The sequence below is a fragment of the Acidovorax sp. JMULE5 genome (assembly GCF_013376875.1).
GTDB lineage: Bacteria > Pseudomonadota > Gammaproteobacteria > Burkholderiales > Burkholderiaceae_C > Acidovorax > Acidovorax facilis.
Window position 1 is genome coordinate 340,837 of record NZ_CP035951.1, and the last position, 17,222, is coordinate 358,058.

Genomic DNA, 17,222 nt, shown 5'->3' on the forward strand with positions numbered 1-17,222 from the left:
AGCGGATGTTCACATTGGTGCCAGCTTGTCGCCAACCTGGGCACACCCCGGTTCACTTTCCCCAACCAAGGCCCCGTAGAAGGCCCTTCCACAACTGTTCAGGAGACCTCCCCATGTTCAAGAAACTGCTGCTGATTGCCAGTACCTGCACCATCGCTCTGGCTGCATCGGCCCAGACCGCCGCCACCCCCTGGTCCGAAAAACCAGTCACCGTCGTCGTGCCTTTTCCGGCAGGGGGCTCCACCGACATGGTGGCCCGCGCCATGGCACAGCACATGGGCGACAAGCTGGGCCAGAACTTCGTGGTGGACAACCGCCCCGGTGCCACGGGCACGCTGGGGGCTGGTGCGGTGAAGCGCGCCGCACCCGACGGCTACACGCTGCTGGTGTCGTCGCTCGGTGCGTTTGTGGTGGCGCCGCACTTGCTCAAAAGCGTGCCGTACGACGCCCTCAAGGACTTTGACTACATCACCGTGCCCGTGCAGGCACCCAACGTGCTGGTGGCTGCCCCCAATCAGAAGGCGCGCACCGTGCAAGAGGTGATTGCCCAGCTCAAGGCCAATCCTGGCAAGGTGAGCTTTGCAAGCTCGGGCAACGGCTCGTCGGACCACCTCTCGGCCGAGGTTTTTTGGCAGCAGAGCGGCACCGAAGGCCTGCACATCCCTTACAAGGGCGGCGCACCGGCCATCAACGACCTGCTGGGCGGGCAGGTGGAGTTCTCGTTCCAGAACGTGAACGCCGTGCTGCAGCACATCCGGGCGGGCAAGCTGCACGCGATTGCCGTCACCGGCGACAAGCGCAGCCCCGTGCTGCCCGACGTGCCCACCTTGGCCGAGGCTGGCGTGGCCGGTGCCGAGGTCTACTCGTGGCAGGGCATGGCCGCGCCCAAGGGCCTGCCCGCCGGTGTGAAGAAGAAGCTCTCGGACGCAGCCATCGCCGCCATGAACGACCCCGCCGTGAAGAAGCGCATGCAGGACCAGGGCATGGAGGTCGTGGCCAGCACGCCGGAAGCCTTCGCCGCCTACCAGGCACGCGAATTCGCGCGCTGGAAGACCGTCATCGAAACCCGAAAAATCACTGCCGATTGAGCCTTGTCACGGGGCGCCTTTGCCCGCCCCATCTTCGTTTCCAGACCACCATGACCACCTCCTCCATCCCTTCCGTCGCCAGCACCCCCGTTGTCACCGAGCTGCGCGTGGTGCCCGTGGCGGGCCACGACAGCATGCTCATGAACCTGAGCGGCGCACACGGCCCCTTCTTCACGCGCAACCTGATCATCCTGCGCGACAGCGCGGGCAACACCGGGGTGGGTGAGGTGCCCGGCGGCGAGAAGATTCGCCAGACCATCGAGGACGCGCGATCGCTGATCATGGGCCGCCCCATCGGGCACCACAACGCCGTGCTCAACGCCATGCGCGCGCAGTTTGCCGACCGTGATGCGGGGGGGCGCGGCCTGCAGACCTTTGACCTGCGCATCACCATCCACGCCGTCACGGCCGTGGAGTCCGCCTTTCTGGACCTGCTGGGCCAGCACCTGGATGTGCCCGTGGCCGCGCTGCTGGGCGACGGCGTGCAGCGTGAGGCGGTGCAGATGCTGGGCTACCTGTTCTACGTGGGCGACCGCGAAAAGACCGACCTGGCCTACCGCGCCGAGCCCGGTGCCGACAACGACTGGTTTCGCCTGCGCAACGAGAAGGCCATGACCGCCGAGGGCATCGTGCGCCTGGCCGAGGCCGCGTACGAGCGCTACGGCTTTGCCGACTTCAAACTCAAGGGCGGCGTGCTGCGCGGCGAGGAAGAGGTCGAGGCCATCCGCGCGCTGCATGAGCGCTTTCCCGAAGCGCGCGTCACGCTGGACCCCAATGGCGGCTGGTTGCTGAAAGATGCGATTCGCCTCACGCGTGATCTGCACGGCGTGATGGCCTATGCCGAAGACCCCTGCGGCGCCGAAGGCGTGTTCTCAGGCCGCGAGGTGATGGCGGAATTTCGCCGCGCCACGGGCTTGCCCACCGCCACCAACATGGTGGCCACCGACTGGCGCGAAATGGCGCACAGCCTGGCCCTGCAGTCGGTGGATATACCGCTGGCCGACCCGCACTTCTGGACCATGGCCGGGTCGGTCCGCGTGGCGCAGATGTGCCAGGCCTTCGGCCTGACCTGGGGTTCGCATTCGAACAACCATTTCGACGTCTCGCTGGCCATGTTCACCCACGTGGGCGCCGCCGCCCCTGGCCGCGTGACGGCGATTGACACGCACTGGATCTGGCAGGACGGTGAGCGGCTGACGAAGGAACCGTTCCAGATCAAGGACGGCTTCATCCAGCTGCCCAAGAAGCCCGGCCTGGGCGTGGAGCTGGACATGGACAAGGTCGAGCGTGCCCACCGCCTGTACTTGCAGCATGGCCTGGGCGCACGTGACGACTCAGTTGCCATGCAGTTCCTGATCCCCGGCTGGAAGTTCAACAACAAGGCGCCCTGCATGGTGCGCTGAGGGCTCTTGCGGTCTGGTCGCCGCCACCTTCGGATGCCGAGAGGATGCGCCAAAAACAAAGCCCTCCAAGTGAGGGCTTTGTACATGGGGCAGTGCGGGGCGATCACGCCATCCGGTCTTCGGCGCGACGCCGCGGCAGCTGGCGTTTGACGGACGGGCGCTGCAGCCGCTGCTTGGGGTCTGCACCCTCGGGCAGATCAGTGGCCCGCTGCAACTGCAGGTGGGCTACCAGGCCGCCGGTGCTGGAGTTGGCCAGTGCAAAGATGCCGCCCATGCGCTGCACGGTTTTGTCCACGATGGAGAGCCCCAGCCCCGCGCCTGCCGCTGCGGTGCGCGCAGAGTCACCGCGAAAGAAGGGCTTGGTCAGATTCGACAACTGCTCGGGTGGCACGCCGGGGCCATGGTCGCGCAGTTTGACCAGCACCCAGTTCTCACGGCCTTTGGCGGCAATGTCCACGTTGGTGATGCCGGTGTCCTCTGCCTTGCCGTAGCGCCGCGCGTTTTCGAGCAGGTTGGAGATCACGCGGGCCAGTTCCACTTCGTCGGCCAGCACGTTGAGGTCTTCGGGCACGGACATCGTGATCTGCAGTTCGCGATGGTCTTGCACGGCATAGACGCAGGACGACACGACGGCATGCAGGTTGACCGGTGTCAGCGTGACATGGTCCGGCCGAGCGTAGTCGAGGAACTTGTCGATCGTGGCGTCGAGCTGCACGATGTCTGCCACCATGTGCTCGCGGGCCACTTCATCGGTCACGCTCATCTCGGTTTCCAGCCGCAGGCGTGCGAGCGGCGTGCGCAGGTCGTGCGAAATGCCCGCCAGCATCACGGCGCGGTCCTGCTCCAGCTTGGCCAATTTTTGCGCCATGCGGTTGAAGCCGATGTTCACTTCGCGGATTTCGCTGGTCACCACTTCCTCGTCGAGGTGGCTCGCTGCGAAGTCGCCGTCCTTGACGCGGTTGGCCGCGTAAGAGAGTTGCTTGAGAGGCCGGTTGATCAGCCGCGCAATGGCCGCCGCACCGGCCAAGGACAACGCCCCTGCCGTGATCAGCCAGATCAGCCAGGTACGGCCGCCCGCCGGGCTGAAGCGCGAGCGGTCCATCAGCAGCCAGTTGGGGTCGCCATTGATGTTGAAGCCGACCCACAGGCCGGTTTCCCCATTCACGTTTTGCGCCACGATGGTGTCAGGCCCGAGGCGCTGGGTGAGTTCGTCGGTCAGGCGGTTGCCCAGGGCCGTGCCTTCCAGAAGCTCGAACTTGTCGCGCGGTTCGCGCGGCAGGATGCGCACGCCTTCCTGGTCGGCCATGGTCTTGATGAGCGACACACGAGCAATGGCGTCGGAATGCACCAGCGCAGCACGGCTCAGGTTCACCAGCGATGCGATCTGCTGCGCGGTGTGCAGGGTGCGCGGCTCGAACTCCAGCGCCCGCAAGGTCTGCAGCCACGCCAGAATGCTCCCCACCAACAGCAGCGCCAGCAGGAAGAAAGTGCGCCAGAAGAGATTGAGGCCCACACGCGCCCGCTGCTCCCGGGCCTGTCGCAAGGACTCCAGGGGGCGGGGCTGGTGGCGTCGGGGGAAGCGGTCACGGACTGCCGGACCGATGATGAAGATCTCGACCTCGAATTGCCGTCGGAATTGTGCATACAGGCAAGGAAAGAGGGGTCAGCTGGTTCCGTCCGGCACGAACACGTAGCCTACCCCCCACACGGTCTGGATGTAGCGCGGGGCGGCGGCATCCACCTCCACCAGCTTGCGCAGGCGCGAGACCTGCACGTCCAGGCTGCGGTCAAACGGCTCAAACTCGCGGCCACGGGCCAGCAGGGCCAGCTTTTCCCGCGAAAGGGGCTGGCGTGGGTGGCGCACCAGCGCCTTGAGCATGGCAAATTCGCCGGTGGTCAGGGGCAGTTCTTCGCCATTGCGCTGCAGTGCTCGGGTGCCCAGGTCGAAGGTAAAGGGACCAAAGGTCACGACCTCGTTGTCGCCCGAGGGGGCGCCAGGCGCTTCCTGTGCGGGGCGGCGGCGCAGCACAGCGTGGATGCGGGCCAACAGTTCGCGGGGGTTGAAGGGCTTGCCCAGGTAGTCGTCGGCGCCCACTTCCAGGCCCACGATGCGGTCCACGTCCTCGCCTTTGGCGGTGAGCATGATGATGGGGGTGCGGTCATTGGCGGCACGCAGGCGGCGGCAGATGGAAAGCCCGTCTTCGCCCGGCATCATCAGGTCGAGCACGATGATGTCCACGGTTTCGCGCAGCAGAAGGCGGTTGAGCGCCTTGCCGTCTTCGGCGACCATGACTTCAAAGCCTTCCTGCGTGAGGTAGCGGCGCAACAGATCACGGATTCGTGCATCGTCGTCCACCACCAGAACTTTGTCGGTGCGATTGGTTGTTGTGGCCATCTTGATCCCAAGTCCAATTTGTAACAGAGCCGATTCTGACCACTTGGAACGCCGAAGTTCGGGTTTTGGGGCTGGGTTTGACCAACTGTTACAAGTTTTGCCCAGCTTCGCATGCGCGGTGGAGGGGCTTCATCGCAACGCATGGGCAGTGCGGTTAAGGTGGTGCCCCGCATGGCCCGGCCCCGGGCCGTGCACCGATATCAAGGACACCTTTGTGATGAAAATTACTACTAAATTGATAGCTGCTGGCGTTTTGATTGCTTGCGCTGGTGCCTCTTTTGCTCAAAATTCTCCACCCCCCGAGCTGCGCAATGTCGTGCAGCTGTCGGCCACGGGCACGGTGGAGGTGCAGCAGGACCTGCTGGTGCTCAACCTTGCCACCAGCAAGGAGGCTGCCGACGCCGCCACGGTACAGACACAGCTCAAGCAGGCGCTGGACGCAGCCCTGGCCGAAGCCAAGCGCAACGCCCAGCCCGGACAGCTCGATGTGCGTACCGGCCCCTTCGGGCTGTACCCGCGTTATGGCAAGGACGGGAAGATCAACGGCTGGCAGGGTCGTGCCGAGCTGGTGCTGGAAGGCCGCGACTTCGCGCGCATCACGGCCACGGCCGGCAAGATCCAGACGCTGGCCATCAGCAATGTGGCTTTCGGCCTGTCGCGCGAGGCCCGGGCCAAGGTGGAGGGCGAAGCCCAGACCCAGGCCATCGAACAGTTCAAGGCACGCGCGGCCGAACTGGCCAAGGGTTTTGGCTTCAGCAACTACAGCCTGCGCGAGGTGGCGGTGAACAGCAATGAGATGGTGCCCGGGCCACGTCCGCGCATGATGGCCATGGAGGCCAAGGCGGGCTCGTTCTCTGATTCCGCCGTGCCGGTCGAAGCGGGCAAGGCCCAGGTCATCGTGAACGTGTCGGGTTCGGTGCAGATGCGCTGATTTTTTTAGGTAATATTGGCCGCCAGCGCTTATCTGGTAAGCGCTGGATGCTATCAATTTTGCAATTTACCGGGCGTCTGTGCTGGCATGTCACCAGCGATCAGACGCCCGCGCGTGCTTTCTCACTGCGCTGCCCAGCCGCCATCCATGTTCCATGCCACGCCACGCACATTGTTGGCGGCGGGGGAGCAGAAGAACACAGCCAGCTCGCCCAGTTCTTCTGGCGTGGTGAACTGCATGGACGGCTCTTTTTCGCCCAGCAGCAGTTTCTTGGCGTCTTCGTTCGACAGGCCGTGTTCGGCCGCCTTGGCATCCACCTGTTTTTGCACCAGGGGCGTCAGCACCCAGCCAGGGCAGATGGCGTTGCAGGTCACGCCGCTGGTGGCGTTCTCCAGCGCCGTCACCTTGGTCAGACCCACGATGCCGTGTTTGGCCGCCACGTACGCAGCCTTCTGTGCCGAGCCCACCAGGCCGTGCACCGATGCCACGTTGATGATGCGGCCCCAGTTGGCACTCTTCATGGCCGGCAGCGCCAGGCGCGATGTGTGAAAGGCGCTTGTGAGGTTGATGGCGATCACTGCATCCCAGCGCTCCACGGGGAAGTCTTCCACATTGGCCACGTGCTGGATGCCTGCGTTGTTCACCAGGATGTCCACGCGCCCGAACTGCGCGGCGCTGTATTTCATCATGTCCTCGATGTCGGCCACCCGGCTCATGTCTGCACCGTGGTAACCCACTTTGGCGCCAGCAGCTTCGCCAGCTGCCAACACTTCGGCGCGGGGGCCATCCACATCGCCAAAGCCATTGAGCACGATGTTGGCACCTTGGCGGGCCAGCGCCTTGGCGATGCCAAGACCAATGCCACTGGTGGAGCCGGTGACGAGGGCGGTTTTGCCTTTCAGCATGTGAGTCTCTCCGAATGAATTACGATGCAACGCAAGAAAAAGTCGGCACGCATGAACGAACAATGGGTGCCGACGGCTCCTGCATTATCGAGCGCTGCCCCCGGATTTCGCACCCATGATTGAACCTACGCTGAACTACGTACTGTGCCCTGGCCCGGGGGCGCCTGTGGTGTCTTCCGGTAACTCCTCCGCATCTGCGGCTACACACCATCGCATGGCGTATTGGGAGTGGAATGCCACGGGCAACCCGGCGCATCCCCATGTGGTGGTCTGTGTGCATGGCCTCTCGCGCCAGGGGCGCGACTTCGACACCCTGGCCCGTGCGTTGAGCCAGCATGCCCGCGTGATCTGCCCCGACGTGGTCGGGCGCGGCCAGAGCGACTGGCTGGCTGACCCCATGGGCTACCAGATTCCCCAGTACGCCGCCGACATGCTGGCCATGCTGGCCCAGGTGCACCAGCAGGCACCCATCACCACCCTCGACTGGGTGGGCACCAGCATGGGGGGGCTCATCGGCATGGGCATTGCGGGCCAGCCGGGGCTGCCTTTGCCCGTGCCTGTGCGCAGGCTGGTGCTCAACGACGTGGGCCCCGTCATCCAGTGGGAGGCTCTGCAGCGCATCGGCTTGTACCTGGGGCAACTGGCGCGGTTCGAGTCGCTCCAGCAGGCGGCCGACGCCATGTGGGCGATTTCCACCAGCTTTGGCCCCCATACACCCGAGCAGTGGCTGGACTTGTCGCGAGCCATGGTGCGCGCGTTGCCGGAATCTGCCGGTGGAGGCATCACGCTGCACTATGACCCGGCCATCGCGGTGCCGTTCAAAACACTCACGCAAGAGTCCGCCGTGGCCGGTGAGGCCATGCTGTGGCAGCTGTATGACCACATCACGGCCCGCACCTTGCTGTTGCGCGGTGCACAGTCTGACCTGCTCTCTCGCGAAACCGCGCAGGCCATGGCGCAGCGCGGGCCCCGGGTACATGTGGTCGAATTTGAACGCGTGGGGCATGCCCCCACGCTGGTGGCGGGCGATCAGGTGGCTGCGGTCACCGGCTTTTTGCTTTCGGCGGAAGGTGTTGTGGCCGGATGAAAACCTACCCTCCCGCACAGGCGTCCCACACTCCCCAGGCCGACGCTGTCCCCCAGCTCATTGCCGCTACCGCACACACCCTGCCTGAGCAGGTGAACGCGCTGGCGCGTGCGCGCGCGTTTGCCGAGCCCTTGATGGCTGGCGAAACGCTGGATTCCGGCGAAAACACGCTGGCCCACGCCGATGCCGTGGCTGCCATCCTCAAGGGCATTGGTGGTTCGGAGGCCATGCAGGCCGCCAGTTACCTGGTGCATGCGTGCATTCATCTGAACAAGCCTGAGGAGGTGATCGCCAAGGCCTTTGGTGCCAACTTTGCCGCGCTGGCGGTAGAGACCACCAAGCTCATGCGCGTGCAGCAGCAGGCCCGCACCGCAGAGCACCTGGAAGACCCCGCCGTGCAGACCGAGAACGTGCGCAAGATGCTGCTCGCCTTCTCGCGCGACCTGCGTGTGGTGATGCTGCGCCTGGCATCGCGCCTGCAGACGCTGCGCTTTCATGCGGCCAGCAAGCGCCCCGTATCGCCCAGCCTGGCGCGCGAGTCGTTGCAGGTGTTTGCACCGCTGGCCAACCGCCTTGGTATCTGGCAGGTCAAGTGGGAGCTGGAGGACCTGTCCTTTCGCTTCCTGGAGCCTGACACCTACAAGGAAGTGGCCCGCCTGCTCGACGAAAAGCGGGGCGAGCGCGAGGTCTACATGGAGCAGCTGCGTGGGCGGCTGGAGGCCGATTTGCGCGCGCGCAGCATCAGCGCCAGCGTGCAGGGGCGCCCGAAGCACATCTACAGCATCGTCAAGAAGATGCGCGGCAAGTCGCTCAACTTCGATCAGGTGTTTGACATCCGCGCGCTGCGCGTGGTGGTGCCTACGGTGAAGGACTGCTACGCGGCCCTGAGCTGGGTGCACGAGCAGTTCAAGCCCATCGTGGAGGAGTTTGACGACTACATCGCCAAGCCCAAGCCCAATGGCTACCAGTCGCTGCACACCATCGTGCGCGACGACAACGGCAAGCCTATCGAGATCCAGATCCGTACCCAGGCCATGCACGACCATGCGGAGCACGGAGTGGCGGCGCACTGGGCCTACAAAGAGGCAGGCAGCAAGGGCTATGCAGGGGTTTCGGCCACGGGTGAATACGACGCCAAGATTGCGGTGCTGCGCCAGTTGCTGGCCTGGGAGCGCGATCTGTCGGGTGCCTTGCCCAACCGGGGCCTGTTTGAAGACCGCATCTATGTGCTGACCCCAGATGCTGCTGTGGTGGAGCTGCCCCAGGGCGCCACACCGGTGGACTTTGCGTATGCCGTGCACACGAGTGTCGGGCACCGTTGCCGGGGCGCCCGGGTGGACGGCGCGATGGTGCCGCTCAACACACCGCTGCAAAACGGACAGACGGTGGAGATATCCACCGTCAAGGAAGGCCGCCCCTCACGCGACTGGCTCAATGCTGAGCTGGGCTACCTCACCAGCAACCGCGCCAAAGCCAAGGTGCGTGCCTGGTTCAACGCCCAGGCCACACACGAAACCGTGGCCCGTGGGCGCGAGGCGGTCGAAAAGCTGCTGCAGCGCGAGGGCAAGACTGCCATCAAGCTCGACGATCTGGCGGTGCAACTGGGCTTCAAGTCCGCCGATGCCTTGTTCGAAGTGGTGGGCAAGGATGAATTCTCGCTACGCAACATCGAAACGGTGCTGCGACCGCCCGAGCCGGTTTTGCAGCCCGACGACTATTTGTTGCTCAAGAAAACACGCACCAACGATGCCGCACCCAAGGGCGGCGTGCTGGTGGTGGGCATTGACTCGCTGATGACCCAGCTGGCCAAGTGCTGCAAGCCAGCTCCGCCGGACCTGATCCGTGGTTTTGTCACGCGGGGCAAGGGCGTGAGCGTGCACCGGGCCGACTGCAGCAACTTCCGCGAAATGGCCGCACGCAGCATTGAGCGGGTGATTGAGGTGGAGTGGGGCTCCACATCCAAATCGGCTGCACTGGCTGCCGTGTACCCCGTGGACGTCGCCGTGGAAGCCGCCGACCGCCAGGGCCTGCTGCGCGATATCTCCGAAGTCTTTGCACGCGAGAAGACCAATGTGATCGGCGTGCAGACGCAGTCGGTGAAAGGCACGGCGTGGATGACCTTCACGGTGGAGGTTGCCGATTCGGGCCGCCTGAACAAGGTGTTGGGCATCGTGGCCGGCGTGCCCGGTGTGCGCTCCGCGCGCAGACGCTGAGTGGCGGGACGGTAGGCATGGAACAAGAGCCACGAACATCCCTTTGCCGTTTGCTGTGCTGTTTTGATCGAAGCACCCGATTTTTATGGCTATAATCGTGGTCTAAACAACGACAGGCGCGTAGCTCAGCTGGTTAGAGCACCACCTTGACATGGTGGGGGTCGTTGGTTCGAGTCCAATCGCGCCTACCAAGTTTTTCCCTGAAAGAAACCAGCTTTCAGACCACTGAAAAACTTGTGGAAACCTTGACCAGGTTTCAAAAAGCACAAAGCCACCTTTTTACAGGTGGCTTTTTCTTTGGTCGCGCTCGAATCAGTCCTCTTTTTTATGCGATGTCGGGTGTCGCGGTCGTTCATCGCCCCAGGGGTACCGACGAACTTCTTTGTTGGCTCCTTGCACCCATTGGGTTCACCGAGAGTGATGGCGCCTGCGTGCCTGGCGGCAAATCAATGAATTGGTTTTTGTCTGACACGAAGACGCACGGGGTCGCGATAACTTTGGTGGCTTCAAAGAGAAGGGATGCCACCATGAACACTCCATCCAATTCTTCAAGTGTCCATCAGGGTTTTGTGGACACTGATCCTGAACTGGGTCTGTACGACATCCGGATCTTCTGGCTTGCTGCTCTTGCCGCCATCGTTGCGGTGCTTGCCGTGGCGTACTTCAAGATGGGCTATTGAGGAAGAATGCCCGTGTTCCGGCATGGTTGCTATCGTGGCGACATGTGGCGGGGCTTCTTGTGGGTGCACCCATAGCGCTGCCTTGGCTTAGGCCTTCAACGGGGGCTCTTGCGCGAGTGTTCTTGTCGGTGCTTCAGCCCCCTGTGCAGGCACACGCACTTGTGGAAGGCAGTCCGGGTATTCGCGTTGGATGAAGGTCACCAGCGCTTCGCGCACCCGGCACCGCAGGTCGAACGCCAGGCCGGATGATCGTGCGGAGACCAGCACGCGGATCTGGATGGTGCGCTCGGTCACATCGGTGAGCTGCAGCACGTTTACTCGCCTGTCCCACTCTGGTGCGGTTTCCAGCACCCGCTGCAATTCGGCCCGCAGCGGGTCCAGCGGCAGGCGGTAGTCGGCAAACAGGAAAACGGTTCCCAGGATTTCAGAGTTGGTGCGTGTCCAGTTTTGAAACGGGTTTTCGATAAACCACTGCAGCGGGATGATCAAGCGCCGCTCGTCCCAGATGCGCAGCACCACATAGGTGCTGGTGATTTCTTCTACCCGCCCCCATTCCCCTTCGACGATGAGCACATCGTCGATACGGATGGGCTGGGCCAGTGCGATCTGCAGGCCGGCGATCATGTTGCTGAAGACCGGGCGCGCTGCAATGCCCGCCACAATCCCCACCACCCCGGCCGACGCGAGCAAACTGGCACCTACTTGCCGGGCCCCTGGAAAAGTCATGAGCATGAGCGCGAGGCCCGCCATCACCACACCGGTCATCGCCGTGCGCGACAGCACGCGTGCCTGGGTGGCGATGCGTCGGGCGGTGAGGTTGTCTTCCACATCTGCGGGGTGTTGGGCAATGACGCCATTGGCCAGGCCGCCAATCGCGGCAATCAGCAGCCAGCAGACCCCGCCAATCACGGCCAGGCCATTGAGATGGCGGATACCGCCGATGTACGGCAGATCATCGCTGGCGGCTTGCCATACCAGTTGCAGCGCGATCAGCGGCAGCAGAATCCGCATGACCGGTATGCATGCCAGCACCACGGTCTGCACCACGGGGAGGGGCGTTGTTGCGCGGCGCAGAATGATGGCGACCATGCGATGGGCGATGGCTGCCAAGGTCGTGGCAAACAATGCCGCTACCGCCGTAGCGAGCCAGGGGGAGAGCTGCAAACTTTCGAGCATCGTGCGGAAATGAGGGCAAACGCCCACTATCGCACCGGCAAACGTATTCAGCTGTCAGACGGTGCGCCGCACCTGTTGATGGGCTGGTGCAGGCCTGTGACGGCTGCGCCAAGCGTGGTGACGCTACCGGGTCTGGCAAGTGTCACTCCGGCGACAGTGGCGCGCAGCTGGTCATCAGGGTATTCCTTTGCTGGTGCCGGGCTGCCCGTTCCCTAGAATGTGCTGCACTGCAATACATGGGCTTCCAGCCCGAGGAGTTCGTCGTGTCCGAACAGAAAAGTGCCGCGCCCAAGTCGGCGCAGCGTGTCATCAAAAAATACCCCAATCGCCGTCTGTACGACACAGACACTTCCACCTACATCACCCTGGCCGAGGTGCGCCAATTGGTCATGGCCAACCAACAGGTGGTAGTGCGCGACGCCAAGACGGGCGAAGACCTCACGCGCAGCATTCTGCTGCAGATCATCCTGGAAGAGGAGGCCGGTGGCGCACCCATGTTCACCGAGGCGGTGCTGGCCAACATCATCCGTTTTTATGGCCATGCCATGCAGGGTTTCATGGGCGCGTATCTGGAGAAGAACGTACAGGCGTTTACCGACGTTCAGGCCAAGCTGGCCGAGCAGTCGCAGAGCGTGACGCCAGAGATGTGGGCCCAGTTCATGAGCCTGCAATCGCCCATGCTCAAGGGCATGATGGGCAACTATGTGGAGCAGTCGCAGTCCATGCTCACGCAGATGCAGGAGCAGATGCAAAAGCAGACGGAGCAGATGCTGGGCGCGTTTGGACTCAAGCGGTAGCCCCCCTGAGCCGCTTCGCGGCTTCCCCCCAGGGGGACGCCGCCAGCGCACGCAAGCGAAGCGCCGCATCCGCAGCTTGGCGGCCCTTGCTCGGCGGCCGCTGGCCTAGGATCGCGCCAGTTTCACAGGTCGCGGCGAGTCGCAAGCATTGCAGGCAATTGCCCGTCCCACCGGTCTGACGCCGGAACTGGGACAATACGGGGATATGAGCGAAGCAATTGCCCCCACCAAAACACCCAAAGTCGGATTCGTCAGCCTGGGCTGCCCCAAGGCGCTGACCGATTCCGAGTTGATTCTCACGCAGCTGAGCGCTGAGGGTTACGAAACCTCCAAGACCTTCCAGGGCGCGGACCTGGTCATCGTCAACACCTGCGGCTTCATTGACGACGCCGTCAAGGAAAGCCTGGACACCATTGGCGAAGCCTTGGCCGAGAACGGCAAGGTCATCGTCACCGGCTGCCTGGGCGCCCGCACGGGCGACGACGGCGGCAACATGGTGCGCCAGATGCACCCCAGCGTGCTGGCCGTAACCGGTCCGCATGCCACACAAGAGGTGATGGATGCCGTCCACCTGAACCTGCCCAAGCCGCACGACCCGTTTGTGGACCTGGTGCCGGGCAGCTTTGGTATTGCGGGCATCAAGCTCACGCCTAAGCACTATGCGTACCTCAAGATCAGCGAAGGCTGCAACCACCGCTGTACCTTCTGCATCATCCCATCCATGCGCGGTGACTTGGTGTCGCGGCCCATTGGCGATGTGCTCAGCGAGGCCAAGGCCCTGTTTGAAGGTGGCGTCAAGGAGTTGCTGGTCATCAGCCAGGACACGTCGGCCTACGGTGTGGATGTGAAGTACCGCACCGGCTTCTGGGACGGCAAGCCGGTCAAGACGCGCATGCTGGAGCTGGTGCAGACGCTGGGCGAGATCGCCGAGCCCTACGGCGCCTGGGTGCGGCTGCACTACGTGTACCCGTACCCGAGCGTGGACGAGGTGATCCCGCTCATGGCCACGGGCCGCGTGCTGCCCTACCTGGATGTGCCTTTCCAGCACAGTCATCCTGACGTGCTCAAGCGCATGAAGCGCCCAGCCAGCGGCGAGCGCAACCTCGAGCGCATCCAGCGCTGGCGCGAGGCCTGTCCCGAGATCGTGATCCGCAGCACCTTTATCGCTGGCTTCCCTGGCGAGACGGAAGAAGAGTTCCAGCACTTGCTCGATTTTGTGCGCGAGGCGCAGATCGACCGTGCGGGCTGCTTTGCCTACAGTGATGTGACGGGTGCTGCTGCCAATGAGCTGCCGGGCATGTTGCCTCTGGAAGTGCGCGAAGAGCGCCGTGCCCGCTTCATGGCTGTAGCCGAAGAGGTGTCGATTGCCAAGCTGCAGCGCCGCGTGGGCGCCACCATGCAGGTGCTGGTGGATTCGGCTCCCGGCCTGGGCCGCAAGGGCGGTGTGGGCCGCACCTATGCGGATGCGCCCGAGATCGACGGCACCGTGCAGCTGCTGCCGCCCGAGAAGATCAGCAAAACCATGAAGGTGGGCGAGTTCACCAAGGCGCGCATTGTCGGCGTGCGTGGGCACGATCTGGTAGCGCAACCCATTTGATAGCTATGTAATTGATAGCTATCTGCGCTTTGTAGATAAGCGCTGGCGGCTAAAAATACTATGAAAAAAGGCTTCCCGAGGGAAGCCTTTTTTTGTGGTCGTTCTCCCGAAAGGGAGAACTGCGCAGGGCAGCTTACACGCGCTTGCGGTATTCGCCGGTGCGGGTGTCGATTTCGATCTTGTCGCCTTGGCTGACAAACAGGGGCACGGGCACTTCAAAGCCGGTGGCGATCTTGGCAGGCTTCATGACCTTGCCGGAGGTGTCGCCCTTGACGGCGGGTTCCGTCCAGGTGATTTCGCGCTCGACGCTGGTGGGCAGTTCGACCGAGATGGCCTTGCCGTCGTAGAACACCACTTCCACGGTCATGCCGTCTTCCAGGTAGTTCAGCGAGTCGCCCATGTTTTCGGCTTCCACTTCGTACTGGTTGTACTCGGTGTCCATGCACACGTACATGGGGTCGGCGAAGTAGGAGTAGGTGCACTCCTTCTTGTCCAGGATCACGTTGTCGATCTTGTCGTCGGCCTTGAACACGACTTCGGTGCCGAAGTTGCCGATCAGGCTCTTGAGCTTCATGCGCACGGTGGCTGCACCGCGGCCGCCGCGGGCGTATTCGGTCTTCAGGACCACCATGGGGTCCTTGCCGTGCATGATGACGTTGCCGGCGCGGATTTCTTGAGCGATTTTCATAGCAAGTTGCTTGGGTTGGGGCCGCTCAACGCGCGGGCTGGCAAACCGCCTGGTTTGCGCGCCGGTGCATGTTCTGCGGCGAAAGTGCGCGGGGTGGTGACACTGCTGTGCCGTACCTGATTTGCGCAAAGCCTCGGATTTTACCGTTTTTCGGCGACAAAGCCCAAAAGTTGTGCAACGAGGTTGTCCTGTGTCAGCAGGCGCGCACGGGCGGCCCGGGTGCAGGCCGTCCACTCGGCCAGGGTGTCGTCGCCGGGCCATTGCAGCGGCTCGGCGTCCAGTCCGTTCCAGGTCGCATGGAACTGCCGCAGCGATGCGGGGGCCTGCAGCCAGTCCAGAAACGCCCAGAGCTTGTCGTGGTGGGCGTTGTCGTGCTGCGGGTAGATCTGCCACACAAACGCCTGGCCCGCCCACAGCGCCCGCACCAGCGAGTCCTCGCCCCGCACCGCGTTGAAGTCGCAGGCCCAGAGCATCTCGTCAAACGCCGGCTGGGGGCGGTGGGGTAGATATGAAATTGATAGCTGCTCGCGATTGTCAGATAAGCGCTGGAGGCCCTTTTGACCGATATTTTGATCATAGCCCTCAGCCAATGCAGCCCGCACGGCGGCCGTGGGGCGGCCCGGAGTCACCAGCAACTGCGTGGGCCGTGTCTGGCTGTGCCGCAGCAGCTCCGGCAAGGCGGCGGGTTCGTAGCAGAACAGCGAAACCCAGCGCTGCTCGGTGCAACCATCGCTCAGTCCGAAGGCGGCGGCGTGTTCTGCGCGCCAGGCGCTGCGGTCAAATGCCTCGCGCCGCGCCATCAGGTCTGGCTCGCGCAGCAAGCCGCCCGTGCCGGGCCTGAAGCCAGGGTAGAAGAACCAGCGCGTCCACCCTGCGGCGGGGCCGGACAGGATGGGCGACGGCAGCCTGTGGTTGCGCTCCACGTAAGCTTCTGCCGACAGGTATTCCAGGTTGATCCAGACAGGTTTGGAGTATTTTTGGCCTCTAGCGCTTGATGGATAAGCGCTATAAGCTATGAATTCAGGAGCGATATCGCAGCCGAAGGCCTCCACCATCACATCGGGGGCGGGTTCATCAGGGCTCGGTGGTGGCGAACCCCAGGCGCGCAACTCCACGCCGGGGCAGCCTTGGGGCGCCATCCACTGCAGGGCCGAAGCGTCGTCCACCCACAGGCGCACGCGGTGGCCCAGCGCAGCCAGTTGCGCCACGAGGCGCCAGCACACGCCGATGTCGCCAAAGTTGTCGATCACGCGGCAGAACACATCCCACTGGAGCGGGGGCAGGGGGCGGCTCATGGTGATGGCCCCGTTGGCTGCGCGCGCAGGTGCTCCACCAGCAGCCGGGCAACGCTGGAGAGCGATTCTTCAGACCGCACACACAGCGCCAGCCGCCGCTGCGCCCAGGGCTCGTTCAGCGTGACGGTGCGGATGGCCAGCGTGCCCCGGTACAGCGCGGCGCTGCCACGGGGCATCACGCCTACGCCCAGGCCTGCGTTGACCATGAGGCACAGCGCGTCGTAGCTCGTCACCTGCATGCGCAGGCGCAGTGGCAGGCCCGCCTCGGCGGCCGCGCGGGTCAGCTGGTTGTTGATGGCGCTGCCCGGGTGCGCGCCCACAAAGTCAAAAGGCAGGGCGTCTGCTAGGCGCACGGACTTGCGCCGCACCAGCGCGTGGCCGGTGGGTACCACCAGCACCAGTTCGTCGGTACGGTAGGGCAGCAGCGTCACGCGTTCTCCGTAGCTGCCTTCGTTGAGGATGCCCACGTCGGCGGCGTTCTCGGCCACGGACTGGGCAATCGCGGTGCTGATCTGCTCCTGCAGCCGCACATCCACCTGAGGGTGTTGCTCTAAAAAGCTCTGCAACTCGGCGGGTAAAAACTGCGTGATGGCCGAAATATTGGCCACCACACGCACATGGCCGCGCACGCCCGTGCCGTAGTCGCGCATCTGCGTGGCGATGCCGTCCAGATCGTTCAGCACACCGCGCGCCAGGTTCAGCAGCGCAAACGCGGCGGCGGTGGGCTCGGTGCCTTTGTTGCTGCGGGTGAACAAGGCCACCTGCAGCGCGTCTTCCAAGTCGGCCAGGCGGCGGCTCACCGCCGATGCGGCCAGGTGCTCGCGCGCGGCTGCAGCGGCGATGGTGTTTTCTTCCATCACGGCAACGAACAGGCGCAGGGAGACGGGGTCGAGTTTCATGGGGCACCGATGGTAGCAAGCCGCTTGCTTGCCATGCCGGATTGCGATGGTGGCTTGTTGCTTGAGCG

General features: G+C 63.8%; 14 protein-coding genes, 1 tRNA gene and 1 pseudogene. 9 read left to right on the forward strand and 7 right to left on the reverse strand.

Translation table 11 applies throughout. The annotated features are described in order from the left end of the window. Positions 1-113: 113 nt before the first annotated feature. Positions 114-1,088 (forward strand): tripartite tricarboxylate transporter substrate binding protein, encoded by a 975-nt coding sequence (locus EXV95_RS01680; protein ID WP_176885577.1) that lies wholly within the window; start codon positions 114-116, stop codon positions 1,086-1,088. A 50-nt stretch (positions 1,089-1,138) separates the two neighbouring features. Beyond that, positions 1,139-2,491 (forward strand): glucarate dehydratase, encoded by a 1,353-nt coding sequence (gene gudD, locus EXV95_RS01685; protein WP_176885578.1) that lies wholly within the window; start codon positions 1,139-1,141, stop codon positions 2,489-2,491. 103 nt (positions 2,492-2,594) lie between these two features. Here the strand turns inward: gudD and EXV95_RS01690 are convergent. Together EXV95_RS01690 and ompR are read right to left on the reverse strand one after the other, a co-directional pair. Next, positions 2,595-4,135, reverse strand: a pseudogene (locus EXV95_RS01690) (ATP-binding protein). Positions 4,136-4,154: 19 nt separating this feature from the next. Then, positions 4,155-4,886: a two-component system response regulator OmpR gene (ompR, locus tag EXV95_RS01695; protein ID WP_010460834.1), complete on the reverse strand. Its 732-nt coding sequence runs from the start codon at positions 4,884-4,886 to the stop codon at positions 4,155-4,157. Between the two features lie 217 nt (positions 4,887-5,103). Between ompR and EXV95_RS01700 the strand changes: the two genes are divergently transcribed. Next, a complete protein-coding gene (locus EXV95_RS01700) occupies positions 5,104-5,817 on the forward strand; it encodes an SIMPL domain-containing protein (RefSeq protein ID WP_121419678.1) in 714 nt (237 codons plus the stop codon). A gap of 122 nt (positions 5,818-5,939) precedes the next feature. Here EXV95_RS01700 and EXV95_RS01705 read toward each other — a convergent pair whose 3' ends face one another. Continuing rightward, a complete protein-coding gene (locus EXV95_RS01705; protein ID WP_121506865.1) occupies positions 5,940-6,722 on the reverse strand; it encodes a 3-hydroxybutyrate dehydrogenase in 783 nt (260 codons plus the stop codon). 115 nt (positions 6,723-6,837) lie between these two features. On the opposite strand from EXV95_RS01705, the gene EXV95_RS01710 reads away from it, so the two are divergent. The 4 genes from EXV95_RS01710 to EXV95_RS01725 all read left to right on the forward strand — a co-directional run bounded on the left by EXV95_RS01710 (position 6,838) and on the right by EXV95_RS01725 (position 10,702). Next, entirely contained in the window at positions 6,838-7,809 is a 972-nt protein-coding gene (locus EXV95_RS01710) for an alpha/beta fold hydrolase (protein WP_176885580.1), read from the forward strand. Beyond that, positions 7,806-10,022, forward strand: a complete 2,217-nt coding sequence (locus tag EXV95_RS01715; RefSeq protein WP_176885581.1) for a bifunctional (p)ppGpp synthetase/guanosine-3',5'-bis(diphosphate) 3'-pyrophosphohydrolase — start codon at positions 7,806-7,808, stop codon at positions 10,020-10,022. Before EXV95_RS01710 ends, EXV95_RS01715 begins: the two co-directional genes overlap by 4 nt. 114 nt (positions 10,023-10,136) lie before the next feature. After that, a tRNA-Val gene (locus EXV95_RS01720) sits at positions 10,137-10,213 on the forward strand. A gap of 45 nt (positions 10,214-10,258) precedes the next feature. Next, complete coding sequence (locus EXV95_RS01725; protein WP_176885582.1) at positions 10,259-10,702, forward strand: hypothetical protein; 444 nt, start codon at positions 10,259-10,261, stop codon at positions 10,700-10,702. 87 nt (positions 10,703-10,789) lie between these two features. Here the strand turns inward: EXV95_RS01725 and EXV95_RS01730 are convergent, their stop codons facing one another. Continuing rightward, positions 10,790-11,878, reverse strand: a complete 1,089-nt coding sequence (locus tag EXV95_RS01730) for a mechanosensitive ion channel family protein (protein ID WP_176885583.1) — start codon at positions 11,876-11,878, stop codon at positions 10,790-10,792. A gap of 236 nt (positions 11,879-12,114) precedes the next feature. Here EXV95_RS01730 and phaR point away from each other — a divergent pair, with 236 nt between their 5' ends. Both phaR and rimO read left to right on the forward strand, forming a co-directional pair. Next, a complete protein-coding gene (phaR, locus tag EXV95_RS01735) occupies positions 12,115-12,675 on the forward strand; it encodes a polyhydroxyalkanoate synthesis repressor PhaR (RefSeq protein WP_055402453.1) in 561 nt (186 codons plus the stop codon). Between the two features lie 205 nt (positions 12,676-12,880). Then, positions 12,881-14,272 carry a 30S ribosomal protein S12 methylthiotransferase RimO gene (gene rimO / locus EXV95_RS01740; protein WP_121506860.1) on the forward strand — a complete coding sequence of 464 codons (1,392 nt, stop codon included), beginning with the start codon at positions 12,881-12,883 and terminating at the stop codon, positions 14,270-14,272. Positions 14,273-14,405: 133 nt separating this feature from the next. Here rimO and efp read toward each other — a convergent pair whose 3' ends face one another. The 3 genes from efp to EXV95_RS01755 all read right to left on the reverse strand — a co-directional run bounded on the left by efp (position 14,406) and on the right by EXV95_RS01755 (position 17,154). Then, on the reverse strand, positions 14,406-14,960 hold the full coding sequence (gene efp, locus EXV95_RS01745; RefSeq protein ID WP_008906801.1) for an elongation factor P: 555 nt from the start codon (positions 14,958-14,960) through the stop codon (positions 14,406-14,408). Positions 14,961-15,100: 140 nt separating this feature from the next. Beyond that, on the reverse strand, positions 15,101-16,255 hold the full coding sequence (gene earP, locus EXV95_RS01750) for an elongation factor P maturation arginine rhamnosyltransferase EarP (RefSeq protein ID WP_176885584.1): 1,155 nt from the start codon (positions 16,253-16,255) through the stop codon (positions 15,101-15,103). Further along, positions 16,252-17,154 (reverse strand): LysR family transcriptional regulator, encoded by a 903-nt coding sequence (locus tag EXV95_RS01755; RefSeq protein WP_176885585.1) that lies wholly within the window; start codon positions 17,152-17,154, stop codon positions 16,252-16,254. Before EXV95_RS01755 ends, earP begins: the two co-directional genes overlap by 4 nt. Positions 17,155-17,222 lie beyond the last annotated feature (68 nt).